Raw genomic sequence first — 25,314 nt, 5'->3', positions numbered from 1 at the left:
CTCGTTTTACTCCACAATCGAATCGGCAAGCACTTTTTTTGCCTGCGCCTCTTTAAACGCCTCGACTTCTTTTTGCACGGCCGGATCCGCCAGCCCAATCATCTGACAAGCCAGAATCGCCGCGTTTTTCGCGCCCGCTTTTCCGATCGCGACTGTCGCCACCGGCACGCCGGCTGGCATTTGCACGGTCGACAGCAGCGAATCCATGCCGCCCAGCGCGCTGGTCTGGATCGGGATCCCGATCACCGGCAATGGCGTGGAGCTGGCCAAAACGCCGGCCAGATGGGCGGCGCCGCCCGCCGCGGCGATAATCACCTGGATTCCGCGTTCTTTCGCGTTTCTTGACAACTCCAATACCGCGTCCGGCGTCCGGTGGGCGCTCAGCACCCGCACTTCATAGCCGACATGCATTTCGTCAAGCTGCGCCATGCATCCTTCCATGGCCGGCATATCCGAACGCGATCCCATCACAATTAGAACTCTTGGTTTTTCCATACACTCTACCTTTCCTTCCGCAAAAAAAGCGCACCTATATTAGGCACGCTTCAAATGACCAGTTCATCTTCACTTGTTGCTTTAATCTTGTTAAGACCATAATCAAGACCCTCCAACAACTTTCTGCGAAATCATTCTACATGATTTTTGCACTTTTGACAATTTTTTTTCGTGATTTCTCCATTTTTTGAAACACGAAACCGCTTTCTCTTTCGCCTTCAAAAAAACCTGGAAAACAAATCCAGGCTCTTATTCTATTCTTCTTCCTTTTTCGCGCGCATCACGCGCTGGTACAATTCGTTTTTCGAAAGATTCAAATCCTTGGCGGTTTGCTGGATCGCTTTTTTCGTCGTCATTCCCTCGCTTTGATAGCGCGCCACGACGTCCAGCGCCTCGTCCATCGACACGCTCGTGTCCTGTTTTGGCGCGCCTTCGACAACGACGACCATCTCGCCCTTCAACCCGTCGCAGTTCTGGCGGATCTCGTCCACACGCCCCCGCAAAAACTCCTCATGAAGCTTCGTGATTTCGCGTCCCAGGCACATCGCCCGATTGCCAAACACGGAGTACAAATCGTCCAGCATCGCCTGAATGCGGTGCGGCGCCTCGTAAAAGACGATCGTGTACGGAAAATCGCGCAGCGCCTCGAGCTGCTTCACCCGTTTTGTCGTCTTGGCGTCCAGAAAGCCGTAAAACAAGTAGTGGTGCGCGTCCAGTCCGCTGGCGACTAGCGCGTCCAACGCCGCGTTGGGTCCGGAAACCGGAATCACGGCGATGTCGTGCTCGACGCATGTGCGCACGAGTTTTTGCCCGGGATCCGATACGAGCGGATAGCCGGCGTCCGAAATGACCGCCACGCTTTCGCCCACCTCCAAATGGTCCAGGATTTTCGGAATGCTGATGTCCTGGTTGTGCTCGTGGTGGGAAAGAAGCGGCTTTGAAATTTCAAAGTGCTTGAGCAGCTTTCCGGAATTGCGCGTGTCTTCGCAGGCGATCCAGTCAACGGCTTTCAATGTCTCGATGGCGCGCGGGCTCATTTCGGAAAGGTTGCCAATCGGCGTCGGCACTAAATAAAGGGCGCTTTTTTGTTCGCTAAAGCTTTTTTGCTTGTTCATGCCGTTGTCGTTTTTCATGTTTCGCCTGTCTTTCTTTGCCGGCAGCCCGGTTTGGCTTGTCGCCTTTTCCGCCACGTTCGGTTCGTCCGGCTTTCGCGGATCGGTTTGGTCGCTCGTGTTTTGCCGGTTTTTCCCTAACGGATTCCGGTTCCCTTTCCTTTCGAGCTTCCTTTTTCGGCTCTTTTTTTGGTTCCTTTTTGACCGGCTTTTCCGCTACGCCTTCCATATCCGGCCAAAGCTCGGCGAAGGAAACGAATTTCACTTCCTCCTTGTTTTCGAGTTTCGCCTGTTTTTGGAGCACGTTCATGCTGGAAATGCGGTACTTGTTCCCTTCGTATGTGATGTGGGAGTTTATTTTTGGCAGTCCTTTGCGCAATTCCGTGTACTCGTCGTTTTCATAGCGCAAGCAGCACATAAGCTTGCCGCACTGTCCCGACAACTTGGAAATGTTCAGCGCGAGCAGCTGGTTTTTCGCCATGTTAATTGACACCGTGTCGAAATCGGAGAGGAACCGGCTGCAGCAGCATTCCATGCCGCAGTTGCCGATGCCGCCGACCATTTTCGCCTTGTTGCGCGGACCGACTTGCCGCAATTCGATGCGGCAATGCAGCTGGTGCGCCAAATCTTTGAGCAGCTGGCGGAAATCGACGCGCTCGTCGGAAATGTACGTGAAAATGACTTTCGCGCAGTCCAGCGTGTACTCGCAGCTGATCAGGTGCATGTCCAAATCGAGTTTGCGAATGCATTCGTGGCAGACGACCATCGCCTTTTTCGCTTTCTCTTTGTTGCGTTCCTTTTGATCGAGATCGTCTTGCGTCGCCTTGCGCAAGATGGGCTTGCATTCGCCTTTGACTTTTTTCTCGTCGTACGCCAAGGTCGGCACGCAAACTTTCCCGATTTCCTGTCCCCGTACCGTTTCCACGATGACGTAGTCGTTCACATGGTATTTTTCATGCGAGCCGAACGAATACGGTTTTTTGCTTTCTTCAAATTGTATATAAACCAAATAAGGGAATTTCGATTCCACCTTTTCGTTTTCTTTCATTTCCTCACAACCTTTCTGACGCGCGCGTACACTTTGTCCAGACACAAAGCCAGATCCACCGGCCGGTTCAGCACGTCGAGCGTTTCGATCAAAATCGCCGTCACGCCGATTTTTTGCTCAAAATCGAGCGGCGCGATGTCGGCGCGCTTTATATAATAGAGCAGCCACAGTAGCCAGAGCCGAACCCACTCCTTTGTCGTGTTCGGCCCCTTTGCCGGAAACACTTCTTTTTGCATATGATAAACGGCGACGACGGAATGGATGTTTTCCAAAAACTCGCGCGCGCCTTCATGAATCGTTTCAAACGCTTCCTGCTCGAGCCACGTTTTCGCGTCCTCCAGCGAATAGCCGGCCGAAGCGAGCATCTTCGCGTTCTCCTCGGATGTGATCGCAAGCAAGCCTTCCTTGACGTAGCGCGCCGCGCCGGGGCGAAATTGAATGAGCTGGCAGCGGGACTGAATCGTCGTCAACGTGTTGCCGGGATTTTCAACGAGCAAAATGCCAAACAAATCGTCGCCGGGTTCTTCAAGAAACTTGAGCAGCGCGTTGGAGGCGTCCGGCGTCGCCTTGTCAAATCCGTCGAGCACGTACACCCGTTTCCCGCCTTTTTCCATGGCGGTGACGGAAAATTTTTGCTGCAGGGCCAAAATGTCTTTTTTCTTGATTCGATCCAGCTCGACCCATTCCACGTCGATGGATTCCCGCGCGGCGTATCGGCGGCACGACGGACATGTCATGCACGCGAATCCGTCCTCGTCGGGGTGCGGGCAAAACAAGCTTTGCACAAACAGCAGGGCCGTTTCTTTCGTTTCCGCGCTTTTCGGCCCGGCAAACATGTACGCGTGGGCGATGCGCGCCTGCTTCAACGCCCGGGACAACGTGCGGTATACGACGGGCTGGTTTTTTTTGAACGTGGCTTTATCCATAAATGACCGACTCGATGACTTTCATGGCCGCGTCCGTCACTTCCTCGATCGAACCGGAGGCGTCAATTTTGACAATGCGGTCCGGATCGCGTAAAACAAGCTTCTCATACCCTTCCCGCACACGTTGATGAAACGCGTCATCTTCCCGATCAAGACGGTTTTTTTCTCCTCGCCGGCCCATCCGCGCCATGGCGGTTTCATTGTCGATGGCTAAAAAAATCGTCCGGTCCGGCATAAAATCGTCGATCGCGAACCGGTTGAGTCGTTCGACTTCTTCGATTCCCAATCCGCGCCCGATGCCCTGGTACGCCAGCGAGGAATCGAGAAAACGGTCGCACAACACGATTTTTCCTTGTTCGAGCGCCGGCGCGACGATATCGACAAGATGCTGCCGGCGCGCCGCCGCGTACAAGATGGCTTCGGTGCGCGCGTCCATATCGGTGTTGCCGGGATCCAGAAGCAAGTCGCGAATGCGCTCGGCGATCCGGCTTCCGCCTGGTTCGCGCGTGTAGACGACTTCGTGTCCAAGCGCCTTCAACCGCTCGACGCACGCTTGGGCGATTGTCGTTTTTCCGGCGCCGTCGTTGCCTTCCAATGTAATAAAAAAACCTTGCTTCATGCTCTCATCTCCTTCGTTTTACTGTATCATATTTTTTCTTTTTGTGTCATCTTTTGTGTGTTCCAATTCAAAAACAACTATAATAGAAAAAGAGAGGAGAAACGAACCAGCAATGTGTGGACAATTTTCAATTTTACCGGACGCGCTGCGTGCCTTGGAGACGTACGCTCCGCTTCCTTTCCCGCTTGTTGACGAGCGAAAAAACGAAACGATTTTTCCAGGTTCCTCGGTGCCTTGTCTTATCGGGCAGGACGGCCGTTTCCAAATCGTCGCGATGCGTTTTGGGATCGACTATCCGGGTTTCAAACGGCGGATGATCAACGCCCGCGCGGAAACCGTGCTGGACAAACCGATGTTTCGCGACGATTTTTTGCATCGCCGGCTGTGCGTGCCGGCCAGCTCGTTTTACGAATGGACGGCCAGCAAGGAAAAAGTCGCCTTTTTCGATCCGGACGAGCAAACGATGTTTTTAGCCGGTTTCTTCCAAAACGGGCAGTTTATTTTGCTGACGCATCCGGCCAACGCGTCGATGCGCCCGTTCCATCACCGCATGCCGCTGCTTTTGCGCGCCGATCAAGTCAAAGACTGGCTGTTTGACACGCAAAAGGCGATTGCTTTGCTTGAGCAGGAAAACGGGGATTTGCGTCATTGGATGAGCCATCAGCAAGGCACTTTATTTTAGAAAGGATTTGATTTTCATATGAACAAGCCATTAATTGACCAACTGCTTGCCAAGCCGAACGTGACTTTGGTGGGCGTGACGAAAAAACATACAAAAGCCGAGGTGGACGAACTGGCCGCCCTGGGCGTCCAGGTGTTTGGCGAAAACCGCGTGCAGGAGTTTTTAGAAAAATACGATCCGGCGTACACCTGGCATTTGATTGGCCATCTGCAAACGAACAAGGTGAAATACGTCGTCGGCAAAGTCGACGTCATTGAGAGTGTGGACTCGCTCAAGCTGGCGCAGGAAATCGACAAGCAGGCGCGCAAGCTGGGCATTCGCCAAAAAATTTTGATTGAGGTCAAAATCAGCGACGATCCAAACAAAACCGGTTTGCCGCTTTCGCAGCTTGAGGATCTCGTTCAAGCTGTGCAGACGATGGACCATTTGGTGTGGAAAGGATTGATGTGCATCGCTTCCCATACCGACGATGAGCAAAAAGTCGCCCAGGAATTTGACGAAATGAAAAAGCTATTCGACGCGTACCAAAAACAATATCCGCAAATCGACACGTTGTCTATGGGGATGTCGCAGGATTACGCGCTGGCCATCGAGCATGGTTCCAATATGGTACGCATTGGCACGGCGCTGTTTGAAAAAAAATAATCTTTTTGATTGAATTTTTAGAAAAGTTTGTTAAAATACAATTAAGAATGATTCTCATTTTAAGGAGGTGGCCATATATCGAAACAGAAGGATACTCTCCTGCGCTTGATTGCGGCGAATAAAGGCCATCCAAGCGCCGAAGAATTGTTTCTTGAGTGCAAAGAGAAAAATGTAAAAATTTCGATCGCGACGATTTATCGAAATTTGAATCTTCTCGTTCAGGAAGGAAAGATCGCCAAGATCAGTCTTCCCAACGAGCCGGACCGGTACGATTCCAGAACGGATACCCATATCCATGGCGTCTGCGACCGGTGCCACGCGATCGAGGATTTTGAAATCGCGGAACTGGACGCGTTTTTAGCCAAACAAACCGGTCTTGCGATTCATTCTTATGATTTGACGCTTCATTACACGTGCGCGAAATGCCGTAAAAAAGAGGCGTTGAACATTTATTCTTGGTTATGATCCACGGATCTAACATAAATAAAAAAAATAGGAGGCTACAATGGAAAAATCACTAAAAGGTACAAAAACTGAAAAGAACTTGTGGGAAGCGTTTGCCGGTGAAAGCCAGGCACGTAATAAATATACGTATTTCGCAAGTGTTGCGAAAAAAGCCGGTTACGAGCAAATCGCCGCTTTGTTCCTGAAAACAGCGGACAATGAAAAAGAACACGCGAAAATGTGGTTCAAGGCGCTCGGCGAACTGGGAAACACGGAAGAAAACTTGCTAGCTGCCGCAAAAGGCGAAAACGGCGAGTGGACAGACATGTACAAGAGAATGGCTGAGGAAGCCGACGAGGAAGGATTCCCTGAACTCGCCCGCAAATTCCGCGGCGTTGCGATGATTGAAAAAGCGCACGAAGAGCGCTACATCGCCCTGCTGAACAACTTGAAAGAAGAAAAAGTCTTCAACAAAGACGAAAAAACGATGTGGGAATGCCGCAACTGCGGATTCATCGTATTCGCTGAAAAAGCGCCGGAAGTATGCCCGGTATGCGATCATCCACGTTCTTTCTTCGAAGTTCGCGCTGAAAACTACTAAAATATTAAAAGTCCGCAAATGCGGACTTTTATTTTTTGGATTGTTTCCCATAATCCCCCGATATATCGTGTGCTATAATCTTCCCATGAATCAAAAAAAGAGAAAGAAAAGAAAACTGCGGACGTGGGTCAAAGTCGTTTTGACGCTGCTTGGCATCACGATCGCATGGAGTGTCCTGCGTCCTCTTCTTTCCAAAGAGGAACATGAAGCGAATCGAAACGATCCGGATCAGACGGCTTACAAAGTCGACACCAACGCCGTTGTCCTGATCGACCCCGGACATGGCGGGATGGATGGTGGCGCCATCTCGACTTCAAACAAAGCCGAAAAGCAATACAGCCTCGAATACGCGCTGAAAATCGGCGAGTACATCCAGCAGTACAATCCGAACATCGAAGTCATTTACACGCACAACAGCGACGAGATCCCGTGGGAAAACGTCAATTCCTACAATTACGCGCTGGACGATCTCAATGGCCGAACTAATTTAATTTACGAAAAGGATCCGGATTACGTCTTATCCGTCCACTTCAACTCGCGGGAAGACAACAGCGAATACGGCTATGAATCGTATGTACGTAAAGACGACGTCGCCAGCGATACGATTTACTCGTACATCGTGAAAAATCTGGAGGCGATTCCCTGGAGCAAAAACAACGGTGGCTGGTCGACCGAGGGTTATCCGCTTCAAATCGTCGACATGGTCAAATCCCCTTCCATGCTCATCGAGCTTGGCTACTTGACCAACGCCAACGAAGTCAACGAGCTCAACACCGAAGCCACCAAGGACAAAATCTGCAAGGCGATCGCCAAGGCGTATTGCCAATACATCGCCGACAATCCAGGGCCGACCGAACGGCAGGATCTGGCGAAAAATCCGAACGTGATCGCGGAAAACCTGCCGGAAGAAGAACGAAAAAAAGTGGAGGAAGCCCGAGCGAAAGAAAAGGCCGAACAGGAAGCCGCGCAAGCCGCCGCCAATTCATCCTCGGCTGAGCAAGTTCCGAACACGAACTGATCCTACAAAAAAATCTGAATTCGATAGGAATTCAGATTTTTATTTTGTAAAGGCGCAGCCGTTCCAGTCCCGGTCTTTAACCAAACCGTTTTTTTGATAAAAACGAATCATTTTTCTGTTATGGTCCGTCACCAGATGAATTTGATAGACATCCTGATAATCCTGAAGGATCGTTTGCAGCAAAGCGCTGCCAATCCCTTTGCCTTGCGCTGCCGGATCGACGAGCAAGTCTTGAATGAAGACGACCGAAACGCCATCTCCAACGACCCGGATCAGGCCTGCCAGTTTCTTTTTCTGGTATGCGCCGTAAATTTTCAGAGAACGGGAAAACGCCCGTTTCAGACGTTCCGGCTCTTTCGTGTATGCCCGCCATCCGACTCGCTCGTATAGCGATACGATTTCCTGCTCGTCGTACGTCGTATATTCCCGAATCACGAACTCCATTTATTTTTTCGCTTTCTCGGTTTCTACGATTTCCGCGTCTTCCGCGCACACCGGCAAAATAAGCCGGACTTCCTCGATGCGGTTTTTGTCGATTTTTTTCACTTGCAGGATAATGCCGTTTTCCAGCGTCACCTGGTCGTTGAGCTGCGGCAGACGACCAAGCCGGTCGATAATCAAACCGCCAATCGAATCAAAGTCCTCGCTGTCCAAATGAAGATGAAGCTCGTCGTTCAAATCATGCAAATTGATAAAGCCTTTTATATCGTAGGTGTGATCGTCGATTTTTTGAATGTTCTCCATTTCATGCGCGTCGTATTCGTCCTGCACTTCCCCGACGATTTCCTCTACGATATCTTCCACCGTGACGATGCCGGCCACTTCGCCGTATTCATCGAGCACAATCGCCAAATTGAATGTCGATTGCTTCATTTCCATCAGCAAGTCCGAAACGTTTTTGTTTTCAACCGTAAAATACGGTTTTCGCAAAATCTTGCGAATGTCGAAGTGCTCCAGATCTTCATACAAAAGCAAATCTTTCATATTGATCAAGCCGATAATATTGTCCACATTGCCTTCGTAAATCGGGATCCGGGTAAACTGCTCTTCCCGGAAAAGACGGATCAAATCGTCGTAGCTGCTTTCCACATCCGCCATCACGACGTACACCCGCGGCACCATGACGTCTTTGGCCACCGCGTCGCCCAAATCGAACACGTTGTTGATCATTTCCTTCTCGTCTTCCTCAATCACGCCCTCCTCGTGGGACACGTCGACGATCGTGCGCAGTTCCGACTCGGTCATGCTCGGTCTGGAATCTTTGCCAACGCCAAGAATCTTTAAGATGCAGGCGCTAAACAAGTTGATGAACCAAATGACCGGCGTCAGGATGCGCATCAAAAACAAAATGACCGGACCGTACGCCAGCGCCAGCTTTTCGGCGTTTTGGGTGGCGATCGTCTTTGGCGTGATTTCACCAAAGACCAAAATCAAAAACGTGATAATGAACGTCGCGACGCTGACCGCCGCGCTGCCGCCAAACGACAACGCGATCATCGAAGCGATACTGGCCGCGTACGTATTGACCAGGTTGTTTCCAATCAAAATAGCGCTTAGCATTTTCGCGTCGTTTTCAAAAATCTTCATCAACGTCTGCGCGCGTTTCACCCCGGATTCCGCCATGCTGCGAATCTTGATTTTGCTCACAGCGACCAGCGACGTTTCGGCTGAAGAGAAAAAGCCCGACAACAGCAATAAAATCAGCAGTACAACGATTTGTTTCCATATGTCTTCATTCATGAATTGTTTCACTCCTTTGTCCTTGCGGGTAAAGCCAGCCGCACCGCGCCGGGAACGATCCCGATCCATGGATCCCGGCATTTGCGCACTTCCCCATCCATATTCGCATAAACGACGCGGCCATTCGTATCGACATGCACCAAAGACGCGGTTTTCATCGTCACGATTTTCTCAAACGCCACATGCTCGCCGCGCGCGTACGCTTTGGAAAACCGGACGATTTGATATTTTTGAATGTCGTGAATCAAACACACATCCATTTTTCCGTCGTCGACTTGTCCATCCGGACAAGGCTGGTATCCGCCACCATAAAACCTTCCGTTGCCCAGCACGACAAACGCGTAGTCCTTTTTTAGACTGTCCACGCCGTCGATTGCCAGCGACAACGACACGTTCAGCGGCTTGAGCAAGCTTTTCGCCATGCCAAACGTGTAGGGAACGATCCCGGTTCCCGGAAATTTTTTCCGGCATTCGTTGACCGCCTTCGCCACATGGACATCGAAACCAAACGAAATCGTGTTGATCGCGTACTCGCCATGCATACACAACACGTCGCACTCCATATGCCGGGGCCGCTCGTAACGGGTCAAATCCAAAAAATCCGTCAGCTCGTATTCCGGAAACGACTTGACGAAATCGTTTCCCGTTCCAATCGGGCAAATCGAAAGCAGCACATGCCCGGCGTGCACGATTCCGTTCACGATTTCATGCAGCAAGCCGTCCCCGCCACACGAAAACAAGTGAACCGGCTTTTTTTGCAAGGCGTAATGACGGGCGATATGGGTCGCGTGTTCCGGATAGCGGGTCCATTCCACTTTGACATCTCGCCCGATCCGCCATTGCTCGACTTGCGCCAGAAGCGCGGCCCGACGCGACGCGTCCGCCAGGCCATTGACAATCAAAACGGTTTTCATTGACCGGATCCTTTCAGCTGCTCGACGCAATAGTGCGCAAGCGCGAGTCCGGCCGCCGCCGGAACGAACATCATGCTTGGCAGCGGCTCGCCCGCCTCGACTTTGACTGGAATCTCGCTGGAAGCCGCCACCATGATTTTTTTCCGGATCCGCTCTTTCCGCTTCCAGACGCGCAGCCGTTTCGCCATCGGATCGTAACTCGTCTTTTCTAGCTCCATCACTTGAATTTTACACGGGTCCTTTCGGCGCGCCATCCCCATGCTGCAAATAAACGGAATGTTTCGATCCAGGGCGTAGCGAATCAAATCCTGCTTGGAAGAAATCGAGTCGATGCAGTCGACCACAAAGTCGATCGGGTATTGATCCAGTACCTCGTTCATATGACCATCATACGTTCCATGAATGGCGACGACTTGCGTTTTTGGCGCGAGCGAAGCGATTCGCTCTTTCCATACCTCTCCCTTTTTCCGGCCCACGCTTTCAAACGTCGCGACAAGCTGGCGGTTGATATTGGACGCTTCGACAATGTCCCGATCCACCAAAACAAGATGGCCGATTCCGCTGCGTGCCAACGCTTCGATGCACATGCCGCCCACACCGCCGACGCCCACGACCAAAACCCATTTCGTTTGCAGGTTTTGGATCGAGTCGCGCCCCAGCAGCAACTCGCTGCGTTCATTCGCCTTTGTCATCGTACCACTCCTTCACCGTTTTCAAGATCGAATCCTGATCCGTTTTTTCAAACCAGCGCACCGGGATCTGGTGATTGAACCACGTCATTTGCCGTTTCGCGTACTGGCGGGTGTGGATCTTGATTTTTTCCTTCACCATTTCCTCGGACCATTCCTTTAAAAAATATGGTTTGAACTCCTTGTAGCCAATGCCTTGAAAACTCGTGTATTCCCACGTCTTGGGATCCGAAAACAAACGGCTCGCCTCCTCGACCAGTCCCTGGGCGAACATTTGCTCGACCCGCTCGTCGATTCGCTCCATGAGCCGGCTTCGCTCCAAATCCAGGCCAATCCATAAAATGTCGTACAGCGGCTCGTGCCGCTGCGCCGCCTCGCGTTCGCTCTTCGTCGTTCCCGAACGGGCGATTTGCAGCGCCCGGATAATTCGCTTCCGGTTGTTTGGATGGATTGTCTTAGTCGAAGCGGGATCTTCTTGTTTCAAACGCTCGTACAGCGCGCTCGTTTCCATCCCCTCTAGCTCCTTTTCGTACGCCTTGTCACCAGGCTGCTCTTCAAACTCGTAATCATACAGCGCCGCTTTCAAATACAGCCCGGTCCCGCCGCACACGATAGGCAGCTTGTGGTGGCTGGCGGCCGACTCGATCGCCGCCCGGCATTTTTCCTGAAACGCCATCACATGAAACGGCTGATCATACGATTGGATATCCAGCAAATAATGCCGGATGCCTTGTTTTTCCTCGTCTTTGATTTTCGCGGTCCCGATATCCATTCCCCGATACACCTGCATGCTGTCGCCGGAAATGACTTCCCCGTCAAACAGCCGGGCACACGTGATGGACAAACTCGTTTTGCCGACACCCGTTGGACCGACGATTGCCAGCACTTTTTGTTTAGCCACGTTCAAATTCCTTTCTAAGGTCGCCGTCGCTTAAAGTGATGACGGTCGGCCTGCCATGCGGACAATGATACGGCTGTTCGCATTTTTGCAAGTCGGCGATGACTTGCCGCATCTCGTCCATCGAAAGATTCCGGTTGAATCGAATCGAGGAGTGACACGCCATCGTCGCGATCATATGCTTTTGGATTTTCGCCAGGTCGACGTGCAAATCCCGCATAAAGAACGCGATCAAGTCGTCCAAAAACGCCTGCTCGTCCACCTGTTTGAGCCAAACCGGCACTTCCCGGACGAGAAGCCGGTCCTGCCCGAACGGTTCGAACCGCAGTCCGAAGTACGCGATCTTTTCATTGATCGTTTCCACATGGGCCATCACCGACGCGCTCACATGCACCTGCATCGGCAGCATAAGGGTTTGCGTTTTCGTCGTTGGCGTCAAAAACCGCGCGCGCAGCTGCTCATAGTGGTAACGCTCCTGCGCCGCGTGCTGGTCGATAATGACGAGCCCTTCTTCGTTTTCACACAAAATATACGACGACTTCAACTGGCCGATAATGCGAAGATGGTCAAAGAAATCGTGACCAAGCGCGTGGTTCTCGGCGTGTTTTTCCTTCGTCGAGGCAATCGACGCCATCACGGTTTCCGTGGATTCCGGCGCGGCCGGCACCAGCGGTCCTTGCGCAGGCGCAGCCGGAGGGACCGGATCCTCCTCTACCATGCTCATAAAGTTTTTCTTATGATATTCATACGATTGAGCCGATGGCGCCGGCATGTCATCAAGAACAGGTTCCGTCTTGGCTTTTTCCAGTCGGGGCGTTTCCGTATCCAGGGCGAGCGTCGGCTGTTCCACCACGGGCTCTTCTTGCGATGTGCGCGACACGACGACCCGTTTCGGATCGACTTCCACCGTTTTCAGTTTTTCTTCAAACAAGCCGGCAATCGTTTGTCGAATTAATTCGACGAGATCGTTTTGTTTCGTGAGCCGGATTTCCCATTTGTTGGGATGCACGTTGACGTCGACGAGCTGCGGATCGACTTCGATGTCGATCAAAAAAATCGGGTAACGGTTGGGCGGCATGAATTCATGGTACGCGTCGATGATCGCGTTTTGCAGCGGAAGACTGCGAACGAGCCGGTGGTTGACGCTAATAAACATGAAATATTTCGTCGCGCGGTTGATTTTGGGCTGGATCGCGTACCCGTGGATATGAAAATCCAAAGTCCGGGAATCGAAGGCTTCGGCGGCGGACGCCACCTCTTTCCCGTACATTTGGTAAATGATTTCCAAAATGTTGCCTTTTCCGCTCGTTTGAAAAACAAGCCGTCCATTGTGGGAAAGCGAAAAACGAATGTGAGGGTACGACAGCGCGAGCTTGTTGACGAGTTCCGCGATAACCGAAAACTCGTAATTCGACTTTCGCAAGTATTTGAATCGGGCCGGCGTCTTGTAAAAAAGACCCGTCACCTCGATTCGCGTACCCGCCGGACAGCTTGTCGCCTCTTCTTTGATTTTCTCGCCATAATCGTAGACGACTTCCGTCGCCTCCTGGCCGTTGTTCGTTTTCAATTCCACATGCGCGACCGCCGCGATGGAAGGAAGCGCCTCCCCGCGAAAGCCCATCGTCTGGATGTTGAACAAGTCGTCTTCGTCCAAAATCTTGCTCGTGGCGTGCCGCACAAATGCCAGCGCCGTGTCTTCGGCCGCCATGCCCAGCCCGTCGTCCGTGATGACGAGCTTGTCGATGCCGCCTTCCCACGCCTCGATCGAAATCGAAGTCGCCTGAGCGTCGATGCTGTTTTCAACGCATTCTTTGACAATGTTGGCGGGCCGCTCCACGACTTCGCCCGCCGCAATCATGTTGGATAAATGTTCACTCAATACGTGTATTTTCGCCATGGTTTATTCCTCGATTTCCTCTTGCAGCTTTTTCAGCTCGTACAAGCAAGCCAGCGCCTCCCGGGGAGTCAGCTCGTCGACGTCGATCGTTTGCAATTTTTGGATCAGCTTCGATTTTTCCGGCTTGACTTCGTCCATGATAAACAAATTAGGCTGGTATCCGCTTGTGTTGTCTTGCGACTCGAATCCTTTCAGCAAGCTGGAAGCGCGCTCCAGCACGACTTTGGGCAGTTTAGCGAGCCGGGCCACGTTGATGCCATACGACTTGTCCGCCTTGCCTTTGACGATGCGGTAGCGAAACTCGATTTCGCCTTTCTTTTCCTGCACGTCGACGTGGACGTTTTTCATCGTGGCGTGCTCTTCTTCCAAATTCGTCAGTTCGTGGTAATGAGTGGAAAACAGTGTCTTGGCTTGGAGGGCCGCGTCAATGTATTCAAGCATCGCCTGGGCGATCGCCATACCGTCGTATGTCGCCGTTCCGCGGCCAATTTCGTCAAAAATAATGAGCGAGTCGGCCGTGGCGTACTGGAGGGCCGCGTTGGCTTCCATCATTTCCATCATAAAAGTCGATTTGCCCGTCAGCAAATCGTCGCTCGCCCCGATCCGGGTAAAGATCCGGTCGAACAACGGCAGGTTCGCGCTGCGCGCCGGGATGAAACTTCCCATTTGCGCCATAATAACGAGCAGCGCGTTTTGACGCATATACGTCGACTTTCCGCCCATGTTCGGTCCGGTAATGAGTTCGATGTGCTCCTGCTCGTCCATGATCCAGTCGTTAGAAATGTACGCGCTCATGCGCGCATCCAAAATCGGATGCTTGCCTTCGAGCACTTCCACGCGGTGGCTGGCGTTGAATCGGGGCCGCACATAGCCTTCCTTGCCCGCCAGTTCGGCCAGCGCCACGAGCACGTCGACAGTCGCCAAAGCGTGGGCGCACGTATGCAAATCGAAAAGATTCGCCTTGATGGTCGCCAGCAGCTGCTGGAACAGCTCCATTTCCAGCTTCACTTTCCGTTCCTGGGCGTGGAGGATCTTTTCCTCCTCCTCTTTCAATTCCTGGGTTATAAAACGGGTGGCGTTGGCCAGTGTCTGCTTGGCCACATAGCCGAATTCCGGCTTGATTCGTTCAAGATTTCCGTTCCGCACTTCGATATAGTATCCAAACACGCGGTTGTAGCCGATTTTCAACGACCGCACTTCGGTCCGTTCCCGTTCTTTTTGTTCCAGAGCGATGATGTAGTTTTGCCCCTCATCCGCGATTTTTTTCACTTCGTCCAGCTCTTCGGAGTAGCCGGCCCGAAACACGCCGCCCTCTTTTAGCGTCAAAGGCGGCTCGTCCACGATCGCGCCCTGAATCGTTTCATACAAGCTCTGGCATGTGGGAACCGATTGAAACTGCGGATACGCTTCCAGCCGGCCGGCCATCTCGAGAATCGGCGCGGCGTGCTCGAGCGAGGCGACAAGCTGGATGATGTCGCGCGGGCTGGCGTTGCCGTACGCGATCCGGGAAGCCAGGCGTTCCATGTCGTAAATAAACCCCAAATGATCTTTCAGCTGTTCCCGCAGCATGAAGTCGTCCATCAGCTGCTCGATCGCGTCCTGGCGCTGTTCGATCGGGCCTTGTTCGATGAGCGGAGCGACGATCCACTGTTTGAGAAGCCTTGCGCCCATGGCGCTTTGCGTCCGATCCATGAACTCCCAAAGGGAGATGGCTTTGGCGGCGTTGGAACGGCTTTCGGTCAGCTCGAGATGCTGTTTCGTGTCGTAATCCATTTGAAGGATATGGTCCTGGTCCATTTTCTCGATTTGGAAAAAATGGTCGATGTGCTGCTTCTGGGTCTTTTTCAAATACCCCATCAGCAAGCCCAGCGTTTCGCGCATCGACTCGTCGTTTTCGGTCAGCAGCTTTTCATCGTCGGGCTCCAGCGGGCTTTTTTTATGGGTCGAAATCAAAAAGCGGTCCAGTTCCTCAAACGCCGCTTTCCATCGTTTATCCATTGTGGAATCCACGACGATTTCGCTCACATTCATTTCCAGCAGCGCTTTTTGCAGCCGGACGAGCGAGCGCTCCAGCTTTTGGCTTCGAAGCTCGCCTGTACTCAGCTCGCAATACAAAACGCACACTTCATAGCCATTCATATGAATGGCGGCTAAATAGTTGCTTGCTTTGGATTCAGACGTTTCCTCCATGTACGTGCCGGGCGTCACGATTTTGATAATGTCCCGATCCACGAGCCCTTTGGATTGGGATGGATCGGACAGCTGCTCGCAAATCGCCACCTTGTAGCCTTTTTTGATGAGACGCTGAATGTAAGCCTGCGCGGCGTGGAACGGGATGCCGCACATCGGCACTTTTTCTTCGACGCCCGCCGAGCGGCCGGTCAGGACAAGGTCGAGTTCCCTGGAGGCCGTTTTGGCGTCTTCGAAAAACATTTCGTAAAAATCGCCGAGCCTGTAAAAGAGGATCGAGTCCTGGTTTTCTTCTTTCAGCTTTAAATAATGCTGCATCATCGGAGTGTATTGCTGTTTTTTTGGCACGTTTCTTCGTCCTTTCTATCCATCTTCAAGAAATCCTTGTTTTTCATTATACCAAATCTTTTCGCCTTAGTGATATACTATGAAAACAAGGGGGTCATTTGTGAAACATAAAATCAAAATCGGAAAACACACTTTGCGAATCGACATCGGCTTTATTCTCATTTTGCTTTGGATGTGCGCGCTCAGCTGTCTTGCTTTATATACATCGTTTAATTTGATCAGTATCGGATCGGGTACCCGCTATCTTGTGATGCAGGTCATCTGGTACATCGTCGGCTTCACGACGATGGGGATCATCGGCTATTTTCACAACCGGGTCTTGTACCGCTACATGCGGCCGGCCTACAACTTTTTGATGGGATGTCTGGTGTACTTGTTTTTGTCGATGGTCTGTTCCCGGCTGCTTCACTTCAACCTCCCGCTCGCTCCGACGCTCAACGGCGCGGTTTCCTGGTTTCAGATCCCGTTCATATCGAGTTTTCAGCCTTCGGAGTTTTTGAAGATCGTCCTGATTGTCATGACGGCGCAAACGATTACGAGCTTTCAGAAAAAGCATAAAAACCCGACCATGCATGACGATTTGCACATGCTGTGGGAAATCGGAAAAGTCGTGCTGCCGCCGCTGGTGCTCATTTTTCTTCAACCGGACACGGGCGTTTGCATCATTATCTTCGTCACGATTCTCGTCATGCTTATGTGCTCGGGGATCCGGAAGCAGTATATTTGGATTTTGCTCGGTTTGGCGGTTCTCGCCATTGGCGGCTTTTTCTACTTGTATTTTTTCCAGGAGGATTTCCTGCACTCGTTTGTTTCCAGCTACCGCTTGCAGCGTATCGACGCCTGGCTGGATCCCGAAAGCAACATTCGGGGCAGCTCCAACCAGTTGTACACCGCCCTGCTTTCTTTAGGCAGCTCGGGGCTGACCGGCTATGGCTTGCAGCCTAACATCATCGCGATTCCCGAGGCCCATACGGACTTCATTTTCGCGGCGTTTGGTCAAAGCTTTGGTTTGATTGGCACGACGGTGATTGTGCTTTCGTGCTTTGGACTCGACTTGTATTTGTGCAAGATCGCCTACAACATGCGCAACCGGACGGACCGGTTGATCGTCATCGGCGTTATCGGCATGCTGTTTTACCAGCAAATCCAAAACCTGGGCATGATCGTCGGCCTGCTGCCGATCACGGGTATCACCTTGCCGCTTATCTCGTATGGCGGCAGTAGTATCCTTTCCTATTTTATCGCCTTTGGATTCATTTCAAATTCCAGTCCACAGGCGCGCAAAAAAGGCATTCGAATTGGAAAGTTGAAGAAAAGAACCTCGGCTAATAAAGGTTCTTCAAACGTTTAAGATAGGAATACGTGCGATATCGGGCGAATCGCACTTTTTTTTCGGATGTCCAGATTTCCACTCGTTCGTTGCCGGCCAGCGACCGCTCGAGATGGTCGTAGCACACATGCGCCTCTCCAAGCTCTTTCGATAAAATCGTAATGACCCGGTTGGTGTTCATTATGTACGGATTGCGCAAAGAGTGGTGGTTTTTATGGGAAATGGGCATGATTTCACACAACTGCATCACTTCCAGTCCGCTGTCGATCACGGCTCCGTTGAGGGCGCGGTTCACAGCGGTCGAACCGGCTTGCGAAGAAACGCAAATGCCGGAACCGGTCGCGCGTTCGAAAAACTCATGATCCAAATAAATATCGAGAATCAACGTCTTGGAAAACGATTCGATGCGCATTTCATTCAAAGAGTAAATCGTTTCCCCGTTTTCCAGTTTCATTGCCAGAAGCGGAGACTGCTCGATGTCCGGCTCACCTTTTTCGATGTCCTCTAAAAACATTTCAATTTCCTGCTGGGTATAATCGGTAAAAAAACCAAGCGTTCCCGTATGGATACCGATAAAGGCGATGCGATCCAGCTGCTCCAAATACTGGTGGATGGCTCGCAACAGCGTTCCGTCGCCGCCAATGCATAAAATGATTTCCGGTTGCTCCGGATCGTAAATCCACCCTCGTTTTTCACATTGCGACCGGATGTAGGCCGCGATTTGAACCGAATTGGGATCGGAACGATCGACGATATTGAATTTCATCGGATTGCGAAGTGGATACATGCAGGAAACTTCGCTTCCCCCTTCCTTGTGCGTATCCTTTGATTCCTTGGTGATTTGGCTCATCGTGCTTTTGTTTGTTTCCTGTTCATTGTATCATGAAAACAGAAGGTGATAGACAATGTACGAAAATAAAGAACGTGAGTTGAAACTTCTGCTTTCCAGGCAAAAGTACGATGAGATTTTATCTTCCTGTGATTTTCCGGTTTGCCGCACGCAAACCAATGTGTATTTCGACACACCCGATTCGCAAGTACGCGACGCGGGTTGCGCGCTGCGGATCCGAACTACGAAAGACGAACGGATTTTCACATTGAAAAAACGGATCGACCCGATCACGCTCATCGAGCTGGAACGTCCGATCGACGCCGACACGATCGCCGCCATCCGCGATCCGCAAGTGCTTTCGTGGCTGACGGAGTATCATATTCCTGTTCAGAAACTTCAGCCGGTCGCTTCGTTTACGACAACAAGGCGTCTTTTAAAACTCGACCACGCCGAGCTTTGTCTGGATCAGACGACATTCGCGCACCATACGGATTATGAAATCGAATATGAATATTTTGAAGACCACGACGGAGTGCGGGCGTTTAACGAGTTTCTCGCCCCGTTTGGATTGCGGTATGAAAAAAATTGCTCCAGCAAAATTGCCAGAGCAATGAAAGATTGAGCCAAATTAGATTTTGTGCATCAAGCGGTAGAAGAAGGATTTTGAATTGTATTCTTCTTCTTTTCTTTTATAGTCCTCGTTTTTGCGTTTGAGTTCTTCCGCCTCGGACAGTTCTTTTTTTAATTTCTGATTTTCAGATTCCAATTCGGAAATTTTAGACTCTTTTGTTTGGTTTTCCAGCAAAAACGTCTGCCGGTTTTTTTCCAGTTCCAGCAGCAGTCTTTCTTTATACAGTTGCTCGATTTGATTCGCCGCTTTTTCCTTCTCTTCAATGATCGCTTTCAGCTTCTCATTTTCATAGCGAAGTTCCATTTCCACAGCCGACACTTCGTGTTTTTCCTTCCGGAAATACGTCGACAGTTTTTCCACGCCTTCCGCTTTGATCGTGATCCGCTTCGTTTCCGGGTTTTTATATTTCCAATCTTTATCCGGATTGTCTTTGACAAGTTTGGCGATGGCTTTATCGACTGTATTCCGGGATTTGTTGAAATGCTGACAAATCTGCGCAATATCCATATCATAGTAAACGTCGATCGTTTTTTCGACTTCAGACATTCCAATCATCCTCTCTTTTTCATAAATAAAAATCAGCGAATGCATTATAGCATACTTTATATTGAATAGCTATTCCGATTGGCCCGGATACGAAAAGCGAAAAAAGAACGCCATTTTCGCCTTCTGGTTTCCACCGATTTTCTTTTATATGATTTATATATGATTTTCATATATTTTCAACTTTTTTGAATTTCTCTCAAGATTGAGGTGTGATTTTTACGATTTATTTCATATGACCGGTAAGGTTTTCGTTTTTCTTCCTTTCTCCATGTTTTTCACCTCTTCTTTCCTTATCCCTTTTCGGTAATAAAAAAAGCGAAGGATTCAACGCTCCTTCGCCAGAAAAAGGACTATTTTTCGTTCGAGCTGCGTCCTTCGAACGCTTTCGCCAAGGTTCGGGCATCCGCGTAATCCAAATGTCCCCCCACCGGAATTCCATGCGCCAGCTTCGATACTTTAACATGTCCTTGCAGCAGCTTTTCCAAATACAGCGCGGTCGTCTCGCCTTCAATCGTCGGGTCCACCGCAAGAATCACTTCCTCTGTTTCTTCATTGATCCGTTTCAGCAGCGCGTTGATGTTCAACATATCCGGCAGGATGCCTTTGGATGTGTTAATCAACCCGTTCAACACATGATACACCCCTTCATACGATTGCATATTCTCAATCGCCACAATGTCTTTCGGATAGGAAACGACGCAGATGATGTTCTGATTTCGGTTGTGATTTTCACATATCGAGCAGATTTTGCCGCTGCTCAAGTTCCCGCAAATTTCGCAGTGCTGAATTTGATCTATGCCATTCAGAGACGCGATCAGATCTTTTCGTTTTTCCGCGTCCCAATCCAAAATGGTAAACGCGTATCGTTCGGCGGTTTTCGCCCCGACGCCAGGCAGACGCTGCAAGGCGAAAATCAGATTTTCTAACTGGTTTGGATACATACAGACTCCTCTCTTTAATCTTCAAAAATTTGAATGGTTGGAAACACTTTTGTCATTAAGTCTCCCTCGTTGTTTTTCGTATTTTCCGTTTTTTGTTCCTTTTTCAGTTCCACGACAACCGGCTCCGGCAAATCATGGCTGGCCATGCGTTCCCGAAACTGCCGGACGACGCGCTCGTATTGCGCTTTGGGAACCGCGAACAGTTTTTTCGGTGTTCCAAGAAGGCCTTCGAAATAATCCAGGAAACCGATGTTGAATTCCATTTCGTTCAGCTCATCCGCTTCGAGCGGATGCTGGGTTTCCACGAGCACATAATTGGAGCCACTGGCGACCAGCTGGCTATTTTTAAGCAAACTGATACTGCGAATCCATCTCAAATCTGTCATTAGCTGATCTTGAATATTGAATTTCATCGCGTCTTTTTGGCGCTCCGATTTCGTCGCGCCAACGAGTAAACCAAGCACATATTCGTCTTCAAACCGAATGCGCTCGGACTGAAAATTAGCATTTTTTGTGTCAATAATTGTTTCACGTGAAACATCAGAAATGGGAATAGGATGTGAAAAGCCCTGTTTTTGGGGGATTTTCACTGTTTTTTGGCCGATTTCTGACTGTTCAGATGGCTCATTCTTCGAAAAATCGTACTTTTTCACCTCTGAAACCGGAATGTTTTCAGAATTCGAAGCCGAAGCATCTGAATACGAATTTGACAGAAACTGCAAAAACGCGCCCTCGATATAATCCAAAATCCGACTGGCATATGAAAACTTGCTGTAGGTGTCCATCAACAAATTCATCAAAGCGATCCGTCCGCTCAAGGGAATGTTTTTCATCGACTCATGGACGACTTCCTTCGTGCTCTCGTCCACAAGCGTCGAATTCGCCGAGTACTCCAAAATCACGCTGTCTTTCAATAAGCGAATCGCGTCCGCCGTGAATCGTTTCAAATCGAAACCGTCCTCGTCAATGCCATGGAGAAACTCAATCACATCTTCCACTTTGCGCTCGCTTAAATCCATCAACAGCCGCCCAATGTCCTGCTTCGTGACGACACCATATACCTCCCGCACGTCGTCCAGCTCGATATGCTTGTCGCAATACGCCACGCATTGATCCAAAATCGACAGCGAGTCGCGCATGCCGCCATCGCTCAATTCCGCAATGAGCGACAAAGCCGGCAGCGAGGCGTCGATGCCTTCCTCCTGGCAAACCGTCGTCAAACGGGAAACGATGTCCTTGATCGCGACTTTGGAAAAATCGAAACGCTGACAGCGGGAAATGATGGTTGGAATCACTTTGTTTGGCTCCGTCGTCGCAAAAATGAAAATCACATGTTCCGGAGGCTCCTCGATCGTTTTGAGCAACGCGTTGAACGCGCCGGTCGTCATCATATGCACCTCGTCAATAATATAGACTTTGTATTTGCCTTCCATCGGCGCGTATTTCACCCGCTCGATCAAGTTCCGAACCTCGTCCACGCCATTGTTGCTGGCGGCGTCGATTTCTATAATATCCGGATGGGAATTGGACAGCGCCATCTTGCAGTTGGGACATTGATTGCATGGCGCGTTTTGAGGATCGGTGCAGTTGAGCATGCGCGCGAAAATCTTCGCGATCGAAGTCTTTCCCGTTCCCCGCGGTCCGCAAAACAAATACGCGTGCGAGATCCGGTTGTGCAGCACGGCGTTTTTCAACGTTTGAATGATTTGCCGTTGGCCAACGACTTCCTCGAAATTCGATGGCCGGTATTTGCGATAAAGCGCCTGATACGCCATACGTCATCGCTCCTTTCCGATATACTTTCCCATTATAGCATGAGAAGCCGCCGCTGTTGGACATCGGATTTCGAATTGCTTCCCGAAACGGAACCCGATACAATGAAAGAGAGAAAGGAGAAAGACGATGAAAGGGATCATCTTTGATATGGACGGCCTGATGATTGACTCGGAAAGAGTCACCTACGAAGGCTATGTGGAACTTTGTGAAAAGCTCGGAAAGACATTGACCGTCGATATGTATGTCCAATGCCTCGGAAAGCCGGTCCCGCAAATTTGGGATGTGTTTTACAAAGGGTTTGGCAGCGACTTCCCGGCACCGGAAATCATGAAGGCGAACCACGACCGGATGGCCGCCCAGTTCGAACAAGAAGGCGTACCCGTCAAACCCGGGTTGCGCCCGCTTCTCGACTATTTAAAAGCGCAGGGATATAAAACGTGCGTGGCGACCAGCAGCACGCGGGAGCGCGTCGACAAAATTTTAGCCAAAGCGGATTTAGCCAACGCGTTTGACGAGACGATTTGCGGCGATGAAGTGGAAAGAGGAAAGCCGGATCCGGAAATCTTTTTGAAAGCGTGCCAAAAGCTCCAGCTTCCACCGGAAGCGTGTCTAGTTTTGGAAGACAGCGAAATGGGAATTCTAGCCGCCAGCCGGGCCGGCATCCGGGTGGTCTGCGTTCCGGATATGAAATACCCGGAACCGGAATACGCCAAAAAAACGTGGAAAATCGTGGAACGACTTGATCAAGTCATTCCGCTTTTACGCGAATCGGAGCAATCATAGGAAAAGGAGCGCCTCAATCCGATGGCGCTCCTTGTTTTTTTTGTTCTTTTCGCAATTTCCGTTTTTTTCTGAAAAAATCCGACAGCAAAGCCGAACACTCCGGCTGCAAAATTCCTCCTTCATAGGAAGGGTAGTGATTGAAACCGGGAACGGCGAATAAATTCGTACACGATCCCACGCAGCCTCCTTTGGGATCGTACGCCCCAAAGACGACCCGGCGAATACGGGACTGGATGATGGCTCCCGCGCACATCGGACATGGTTCAAGCGTCACATACAAATCGCAGTCGTCCAGCCGCCAGGAACCAAGTTTCCGGCACGCTTTTTCAATAGCGATGATTTCCGCATGCGCGATGGAACGTTGCTTTGTTTCGCGTCGGTTCGATCCTCTCGCGATGATTTGGTTGTCTTTGACGATCACGCAGCCAATCGGCACCTCGTCGTATTTCAGCGCTTTCTTCGCTTCCACAATGGCTTTCTTCATCCAGTATTGCTCGTCCATTTCTGCTTCCTCGACTTTTCCATAAAAAAAACTACTACACATACGGGAGCTTCCTTAAGGCTGCTTCATTCCTGACCTGACCTGATTCGTAAGATCGTATTGTAGTAGCTCATTCATAATAGCAAACTTCCAAATTCCTGTCAATTCAAAACAGAAAGGTTTGGATTAGCGAACCGGAACGAGTTTTTCTTTCATTCCCATATACGGCCGCAGCACCTCCGGAATGCGAACCGATCCATCCGCCTCCAGATTGTTTTCCAGGAAGGCGATCAGCATTCTGGGCGGCGCCACGCACGTGTTGTTGAGCGTGTGGGCGAAATACTTCTTGCCGTTCTCGTCCTTGACCCGGATTTTCAGTCGGCGCGCCTGCGCGTCTGTCAAATTGGAACAGCTTCCCACTTCAAAGTATTTTTGCTGTCGAGGGGACCATGCTTCGACGTCGACCGATTTGCATTTGAGATCCGCCAAATCGCCCGAGCAGCATTCCAGCGTTCGGACCGGCACATCCATCGAGCGGAAAAACTCTACCGTGTTCATATACATCTTCTTGAACCAGTCCATGGAATCTTCCGGTTTGCAGACGACGATCATTTCCTGCTTCTCAAACTGGTGGATCCGGTACACGCCCCGCTCTTCGATTCCGTGGGCGCCCTTTTCCTTCCGGAAACAAGGCGAGTACGAAGTGTACGTGTATGGAAGGTCTTTTTCGTCGAGAATCGTGTCAATGAATTTTCCAATCATCGAATGCTCGCTCGTTCCAATTAAATACAGATCCTCGCTGTCGATCTTATACATCATGCCTTCCATTTCCGCAAACGACATGACGCCGGTCACGACATTGGAGCGAATCATGTAAGGCGGGATGACGTACGTGAATCCCTTGTCGATCATGAAGTCGCGCGCGTAAGACAAAATAGCCGAATGCAGTCTGGCGATATCGCCCATTAAATAATAAAAGCCGTTTCCCGCCACTTTGCGGGCGCTGTCCAAGTCGATTCCATGAAACGACTCCATAATCTCGGTATGGTAAGGAATCTCGAAATCCGGAACAAACGGTTCGCCAAAGCGCTCCAGCTCCACGTTTTCCGAATCGTCTTTTCCAATCGGAACGCTGGCGTCGATCATATTCGGAATTTGCATCATCTTTTCCTGCACCGCAGCCCGCAGCGCGTCTTCTTTATTCGAAAGCGCGTTCAAATCCTCGGCAATCGCGGCCACCTTTTGTTTGGTTTGCTCGGCTTCCTCTTTTTTTCCTTGTCCCATCAGTTTTCCGATTTCTTTGGAAATCGACTTGCGCTGACTGCGCAGATCGTCCGCCTGCCGCTGCGTTTGCCGTAAATCCAGATCGTCCTGGATCACTTCATCCACGAGATGCAGCTTATGATCCTGGAATTTCTTTTTCATATTCTCTTTCACAAGATCTGGGTTCTCTCGAACAAATTTGATATCTAGCATGTTCTCCTCCTATAAAAAAGAGACCTTCAAAAAGGACGAAGGTCTCGTGGTGCCACCTTTTTTCTTTTCACGTGAAACATTTTCCGGAAAAGTCTTCCACAAAATAACGGTGTGGGCCGAAACCGGATACTGGATTCCCCGGTTCACTCGAAGGGGCTCGACACGCGGATCCAAGGGACATTCGCACCACCCATGTCCTCTCTGCGCTCTTTGCCGCGTATACTGTCCTTCTCGATGTTTTCGGTTTTAATA

26 protein-coding genes, 1 other RNA gene and 1 other annotated feature are annotated in these 25,314 nt (G+C 50.6%); of the genes, 8 read left to right on the top strand and 19 right to left on the bottom strand.

The window, feature by feature from the left end; all coding sequences use genetic code 11:
* Positions 1 to 6: 6 nt before the first annotated feature.
* The 5 genes from purE to tmk form a co-directional block, all read right to left on the bottom strand.
* Entirely contained in the window at positions 7 to 495 is a 489-nt protein-coding gene (purE, locus tag ABNS49_RS09285; RefSeq protein ID WP_135980260.1) for a 5-(carboxyamino)imidazole ribonucleotide mutase, read from the bottom strand.
* A 254-nt stretch (positions 496 to 749) separates the two neighbouring features.
* On the bottom strand, positions 750 to 1,610 hold the full coding sequence (gene rsmI, locus ABNS49_RS09280; protein WP_290091928.1) for a 16S rRNA (cytidine(1402)-2'-O)-methyltransferase: 861 nt from the start codon (positions 1,608 to 1,610) through the stop codon (positions 750 to 752).
* Complete coding sequence (gene ricT / locus ABNS49_RS09275; RefSeq protein ID WP_135980261.1) at positions 1,588 to 2,655, bottom strand: regulatory iron-sulfur-containing complex subunit RicT; 1,068 nt, start codon at positions 2,653 to 2,655, stop codon at positions 1,588 to 1,590. The genes rsmI and ricT overlap by 23 nt, the downstream gene beginning before the upstream one ends.
* Positions 2,652 to 3,581 (bottom strand): DNA polymerase III subunit delta, encoded by a 930-nt coding sequence (locus ABNS49_RS09270; RefSeq protein ID WP_288341572.1) that lies wholly within the window; start codon positions 3,579 to 3,581, stop codon positions 2,652 to 2,654. The genes ricT and ABNS49_RS09270 overlap by 4 nt, the downstream gene beginning before the upstream one ends.
* Positions 3,574 to 4,200 (bottom strand): dTMP kinase, encoded by a 627-nt coding sequence (gene tmk, locus ABNS49_RS09265; protein WP_135980263.1) that lies wholly within the window; start codon positions 4,198 to 4,200, stop codon positions 3,574 to 3,576. The genes ABNS49_RS09270 and tmk overlap by 8 nt, the downstream gene beginning before the upstream one ends.
* Positions 4,201 to 4,312: 112 nt before the next feature.
* On the opposite strand from tmk, the gene ABNS49_RS09260 reads away from it, so the two are divergent.
* The 5 genes from ABNS49_RS09260 to ABNS49_RS09240 all read left to right on the top strand — a co-directional run bounded on the left by ABNS49_RS09260 (position 4,313) and on the right by ABNS49_RS09240 (position 7,590).
* Complete coding sequence (locus ABNS49_RS09260) at positions 4,313 to 4,882, top strand: SOS response-associated peptidase family protein (RefSeq protein ID WP_168353581.1); 570 nt, start codon at positions 4,313 to 4,315, stop codon at positions 4,880 to 4,882.
* Between the two features lie 18 nt (positions 4,883 to 4,900).
* Complete coding sequence (locus ABNS49_RS09255) at positions 4,901 to 5,527, top strand: YggS family pyridoxal phosphate-dependent enzyme (protein ID WP_135980265.1); 627 nt, start codon at positions 4,901 to 4,903, stop codon at positions 5,525 to 5,527.
* A 75-nt stretch (positions 5,528 to 5,602) separates the two neighbouring features.
* Positions 5,603 to 5,992: a transcriptional repressor gene (locus tag ABNS49_RS09250; protein WP_135980266.1), complete on the top strand. Its 390-nt coding sequence runs from the start codon at positions 5,603 to 5,605 to the stop codon at positions 5,990 to 5,992.
* Between the two features lie 40 nt (positions 5,993 to 6,032).
* Entirely contained in the window at positions 6,033 to 6,572 is a 540-nt protein-coding gene (gene rbr, locus ABNS49_RS09245; protein ID WP_135980267.1) for a rubrerythrin, read from the top strand.
* 85 nt (positions 6,573 to 6,657) lie between these two features.
* Entirely contained in the window at positions 6,658 to 7,590 is a 933-nt protein-coding gene (locus ABNS49_RS09240) for an N-acetylmuramoyl-L-alanine amidase (RefSeq protein ID WP_135980268.1), read from the top strand.
* Positions 7,591 to 7,629: 39 nt separating this feature from the next.
* Here ABNS49_RS09240 and ABNS49_RS09235 read toward each other — a convergent pair whose 3' ends face one another.
* The 7 genes from ABNS49_RS09235 to mutS are packed head-to-tail and all read right to left on the bottom strand — an operon-like array spanning position 7,630 to position 16,266.
* Positions 7,630 to 8,034: a GNAT family N-acetyltransferase gene (locus ABNS49_RS09235; RefSeq protein WP_135980269.1), complete on the bottom strand. Its 405-nt coding sequence runs from the start codon at positions 8,032 to 8,034 to the stop codon at positions 7,630 to 7,632.
* The gene (locus ABNS49_RS09230; RefSeq protein WP_277820806.1) at positions 8,035 to 9,411 is read right to left on the bottom strand and encodes a hemolysin family protein; all 1,377 of its coding nucleotides are present in this window, start codon (positions 9,409 to 9,411) and stop codon (positions 8,035 to 8,037) included.
* On the bottom strand, positions 9,339 to 10,244 hold the full coding sequence (locus tag ABNS49_RS09225; RefSeq protein ID WP_135980271.1) for a diacylglycerol kinase family protein: 906 nt from the start codon (positions 10,242 to 10,244) through the stop codon (positions 9,339 to 9,341). Before ABNS49_RS09225 ends, ABNS49_RS09230 begins: the two co-directional genes overlap by 73 nt.
* Complete coding sequence (locus ABNS49_RS09220) at positions 10,241 to 10,936, bottom strand: ThiF family adenylyltransferase (RefSeq protein WP_348688175.1); 696 nt, start codon at positions 10,934 to 10,936, stop codon at positions 10,241 to 10,243. Before ABNS49_RS09220 ends, ABNS49_RS09225 begins: the two co-directional genes overlap by 4 nt.
* Positions 10,920 to 11,834 (bottom strand): tRNA (adenosine(37)-N6)-dimethylallyltransferase MiaA, encoded by a 915-nt coding sequence (gene miaA / locus ABNS49_RS09215; protein WP_135980273.1) that lies wholly within the window; start codon positions 11,832 to 11,834, stop codon positions 10,920 to 10,922. The genes ABNS49_RS09220 and miaA overlap by 17 nt, the downstream gene beginning before the upstream one ends.
* On the bottom strand, positions 11,827 to 13,728 hold the full coding sequence (mutL, locus tag ABNS49_RS09210; RefSeq protein WP_289108112.1) for a DNA mismatch repair endonuclease MutL: 1,902 nt from the start codon (positions 13,726 to 13,728) through the stop codon (positions 11,827 to 11,829). The genes miaA and mutL overlap by 8 nt, the downstream gene beginning before the upstream one ends.
* A 3-nt stretch (positions 13,729 to 13,731) precedes the next feature.
* Positions 13,732 to 16,266, bottom strand: a complete 2,535-nt coding sequence (gene mutS / locus ABNS49_RS09205) for a DNA mismatch repair protein MutS (RefSeq protein WP_135980275.1) — start codon at positions 16,264 to 16,266, stop codon at positions 13,732 to 13,734.
* A gap of 100 nt (positions 16,267 to 16,366) precedes the next feature.
* Between mutS and ABNS49_RS09200 the strand changes: the two genes are divergently transcribed.
* A complete protein-coding gene (locus tag ABNS49_RS09200) occupies positions 16,367 to 17,617 on the top strand; it encodes an FtsW/RodA/SpoVE family cell cycle protein (RefSeq protein WP_288341583.1) in 1,251 nt (416 codons plus the stop codon).
* Here ABNS49_RS09200 and ABNS49_RS09195 read toward each other — a convergent pair.
* Positions 17,592 to 18,446, bottom strand: a complete 855-nt coding sequence (locus ABNS49_RS09195) for an NAD(+)/NADH kinase (RefSeq protein WP_288341585.1) — start codon at positions 18,444 to 18,446, stop codon at positions 17,592 to 17,594. The two genes, ABNS49_RS09200 and ABNS49_RS09195, sit on opposite strands and share 26 nt — an antisense overlap.
* Positions 18,447 to 18,501: 55 nt before the next feature.
* On the opposite strand from ABNS49_RS09195, the gene ABNS49_RS09190 reads away from it, so the two are divergent.
* Entirely contained in the window at positions 18,502 to 19,050 is a 549-nt protein-coding gene (locus ABNS49_RS09190) for a CYTH domain-containing protein (RefSeq protein ID WP_288341587.1), read from the top strand.
* Positions 19,051 to 19,056: 6 nt separating this feature from the next.
* On the opposite strand, the gene ABNS49_RS09185 is transcribed toward ABNS49_RS09190, so the two are convergent.
* The 3 genes from ABNS49_RS09185 to dnaX form a co-directional block, all read right to left on the bottom strand.
* Positions 19,057 to 19,605 carry a hypothetical protein gene (locus ABNS49_RS09185; RefSeq protein WP_288341589.1) on the bottom strand — a complete coding sequence of 183 codons (549 nt, stop codon included), beginning with the start codon at positions 19,603 to 19,605 and terminating at the stop codon, positions 19,057 to 19,059.
* A gap of 350 nt (positions 19,606 to 19,955) precedes the next feature.
* The gene (gene recR, locus ABNS49_RS09180) at positions 19,956 to 20,546 is read right to left on the bottom strand and encodes a recombination mediator RecR (protein ID WP_135980280.1); all 591 of its coding nucleotides are present in this window, start codon (positions 20,544 to 20,546) and stop codon (positions 19,956 to 19,958) included.
* A 14-nt stretch (positions 20,547 to 20,560) separates the two neighbouring features.
* Positions 20,561 to 22,321, bottom strand: a complete 1,761-nt coding sequence (gene dnaX, locus ABNS49_RS09175; protein ID WP_135980281.1) for a DNA polymerase III subunit gamma/tau — start codon at positions 22,319 to 22,321, stop codon at positions 20,561 to 20,563.
* A gap of 127 nt (positions 22,322 to 22,448) precedes the next feature.
* Here dnaX and ABNS49_RS09170 point away from each other — a divergent pair, with 127 nt between their 5' ends.
* Positions 22,449 to 23,105: an HAD family phosphatase gene (locus tag ABNS49_RS09170; RefSeq protein WP_135980282.1), complete on the top strand. Its 657-nt coding sequence runs from the start codon at positions 22,449 to 22,451 to the stop codon at positions 23,103 to 23,105.
* A gap of 13 nt (positions 23,106 to 23,118) precedes the next feature.
* Here the strand turns inward: ABNS49_RS09170 and tadA are convergent, their stop codons facing one another.
* From tadA to serS, 3 genes are all read right to left on the bottom strand, one after another.
* Positions 23,119 to 23,607 carry a tRNA adenosine(34) deaminase TadA gene (gene tadA, locus ABNS49_RS09165; protein ID WP_135980283.1) on the bottom strand — a complete coding sequence of 163 codons (489 nt, stop codon included), beginning with the start codon at positions 23,605 to 23,607 and terminating at the stop codon, positions 23,119 to 23,121.
* Between the two features lie 18 nt (positions 23,608 to 23,625).
* Positions 23,626 to 23,723: signal recognition particle sRNA small type (gene ffs / locus ABNS49_RS09160), an RNA gene on the bottom strand.
* 49 nt (positions 23,724 to 23,772) lie between these two features.
* Positions 23,773 to 25,062: a serine--tRNA ligase gene (serS, locus tag ABNS49_RS09155; protein WP_135980284.1), complete on the bottom strand. Its 1,290-nt coding sequence runs from the start codon at positions 25,060 to 25,062 to the stop codon at positions 23,773 to 23,775.
* A 28-nt stretch (positions 25,063 to 25,090) separates the two neighbouring features.
* Positions 25,091 to 25,306 (bottom strand) — a binding site (T-box leader).
* Positions 25,307 to 25,314 lie beyond the last annotated feature (8 nt).

Origin of the sequence: uncultured Dubosiella sp., assembly GCF_964018005.1 — a bacterium.
Classification (GTDB): domain Bacteria; phylum Bacillota_I; class Bacilli_A; order Erysipelotrichales; family Erysipelotrichaceae; genus Dubosiella; species Dubosiella muris.
The sequence above is the reverse complement of the archived record's forward strand: the minus strand, read 5'-3'. Positions and strand labels throughout refer to the sequence as shown.

Excerpts from the sequence above, each read along its gene's own strand:
- mutL (WP_289108112.1), bottom strand. The coding sequence starts at position 13,728 with ATGGCGAAAATACACGTATTGAGTGAACATTTATCCAACATGATTGCG.
- rsmI (WP_290091928.1), bottom strand. The coding sequence starts at position 1,610 with ATGAACAAGCAAAAAAGCTTTAGCGAACAAAAAAGCGCCCTTTATTTA.
- ABNS49_RS09185 (WP_288341589.1), bottom strand. The coding sequence starts at position 19,605 with ATGTCTGAAGTCGAAAAAACGATCGACGTTTACTATGATATGGATATT.
- ricT (WP_135980261.1), bottom strand. The coding sequence starts at position 2,655 with ATGAAAGAAAACGAAAAGGTGGAATCGAAATTCCCTTATTTGGTTTAT.
- tadA (WP_135980283.1), bottom strand. The coding sequence starts at position 23,607 with ATGGACGAGCAATACTGGATGAAGAAAGCCATTGTGGAAGCGAAGAAA.
- purE (WP_135980260.1), bottom strand. The coding sequence starts at position 495 with ATGGAAAAACCAAGAGTTCTAATTGTGATGGGATCGCGTTCGGATATG.
- ABNS49_RS09220 (WP_348688175.1), bottom strand. The coding sequence starts at position 10,936 with ATGACAAAGGCGAATGAACGCAGCGAGTTGCTGCTGGGGCGCGACTCG.
- ABNS49_RS09270 (WP_288341572.1), bottom strand. The coding sequence starts at position 3,581 with ATGGATAAAGCCACGTTCAAAAAAAACCAGCCCGTCGTATACCGCACG.
- ABNS49_RS09170 (WP_135980282.1), top strand. The coding sequence starts at position 22,449 with ATGAAAGGGATCATCTTTGATATGGACGGCCTGATGATTGACTCGGAA.
- rbr (WP_135980267.1), top strand. The coding sequence starts at position 6,033 with ATGGAAAAATCACTAAAAGGTACAAAAACTGAAAAGAACTTGTGGGAA.
- recR (WP_135980280.1), bottom strand. The coding sequence starts at position 20,546 with ATGTATCCAAACCAGTTAGAAAATCTGATTTTCGCCTTGCAGCGTCTG.
- ABNS49_RS09240 (WP_135980268.1), top strand. The coding sequence starts at position 6,658 with ATGAATCAAAAAAAGAGAAAGAAAAGAAAACTGCGGACGTGGGTCAAA.
- ABNS49_RS09235 (WP_135980269.1), bottom strand. The coding sequence starts at position 8,034 with ATGGAGTTCGTGATTCGGGAATATACGACGTACGACGAGCAGGAAATC.
- dnaX (WP_135980281.1), bottom strand. The coding sequence starts at position 22,321 with ATGGCGTATCAGGCGCTTTATCGCAAATACCGGCCATCGAATTTCGAG.
- ABNS49_RS09230 (WP_277820806.1), bottom strand. The coding sequence starts at position 9,411 with ATGCCGGGATCCATGGATCGGGATCGTTCCCGGCGCGGTGCGGCTGGC.
- ABNS49_RS09195 (WP_288341585.1), bottom strand. The coding sequence starts at position 18,446 with ATGAGCCAAATCACCAAGGAATCAAAGGATACGCACAAGGAAGGGGGA.
- ABNS49_RS09190 (WP_288341587.1), top strand. The coding sequence starts at position 18,502 with ATGTACGAAAATAAAGAACGTGAGTTGAAACTTCTGCTTTCCAGGCAA.
- ABNS49_RS09260 (WP_168353581.1), top strand. The coding sequence starts at position 4,313 with ATGTGTGGACAATTTTCAATTTTACCGGACGCGCTGCGTGCCTTGGAG.
- tmk (WP_135980263.1), bottom strand. The coding sequence starts at position 4,200 with ATGAAGCAAGGTTTTTTTATTACATTGGAAGGCAACGACGGCGCCGGA.
- ABNS49_RS09225 (WP_135980271.1), bottom strand. The coding sequence starts at position 10,244 with ATGAAAACCGTTTTGATTGTCAATGGCCTGGCGGACGCGTCGCGTCGG.
- ABNS49_RS09255 (WP_135980265.1), top strand. The coding sequence starts at position 4,901 with ATGAACAAGCCATTAATTGACCAACTGCTTGCCAAGCCGAACGTGACT.
- serS (WP_135980284.1), bottom strand. The coding sequence starts at position 25,062 with ATGCTAGATATCAAATTTGTTCGAGAGAACCCAGATCTTGTGAAAGAG.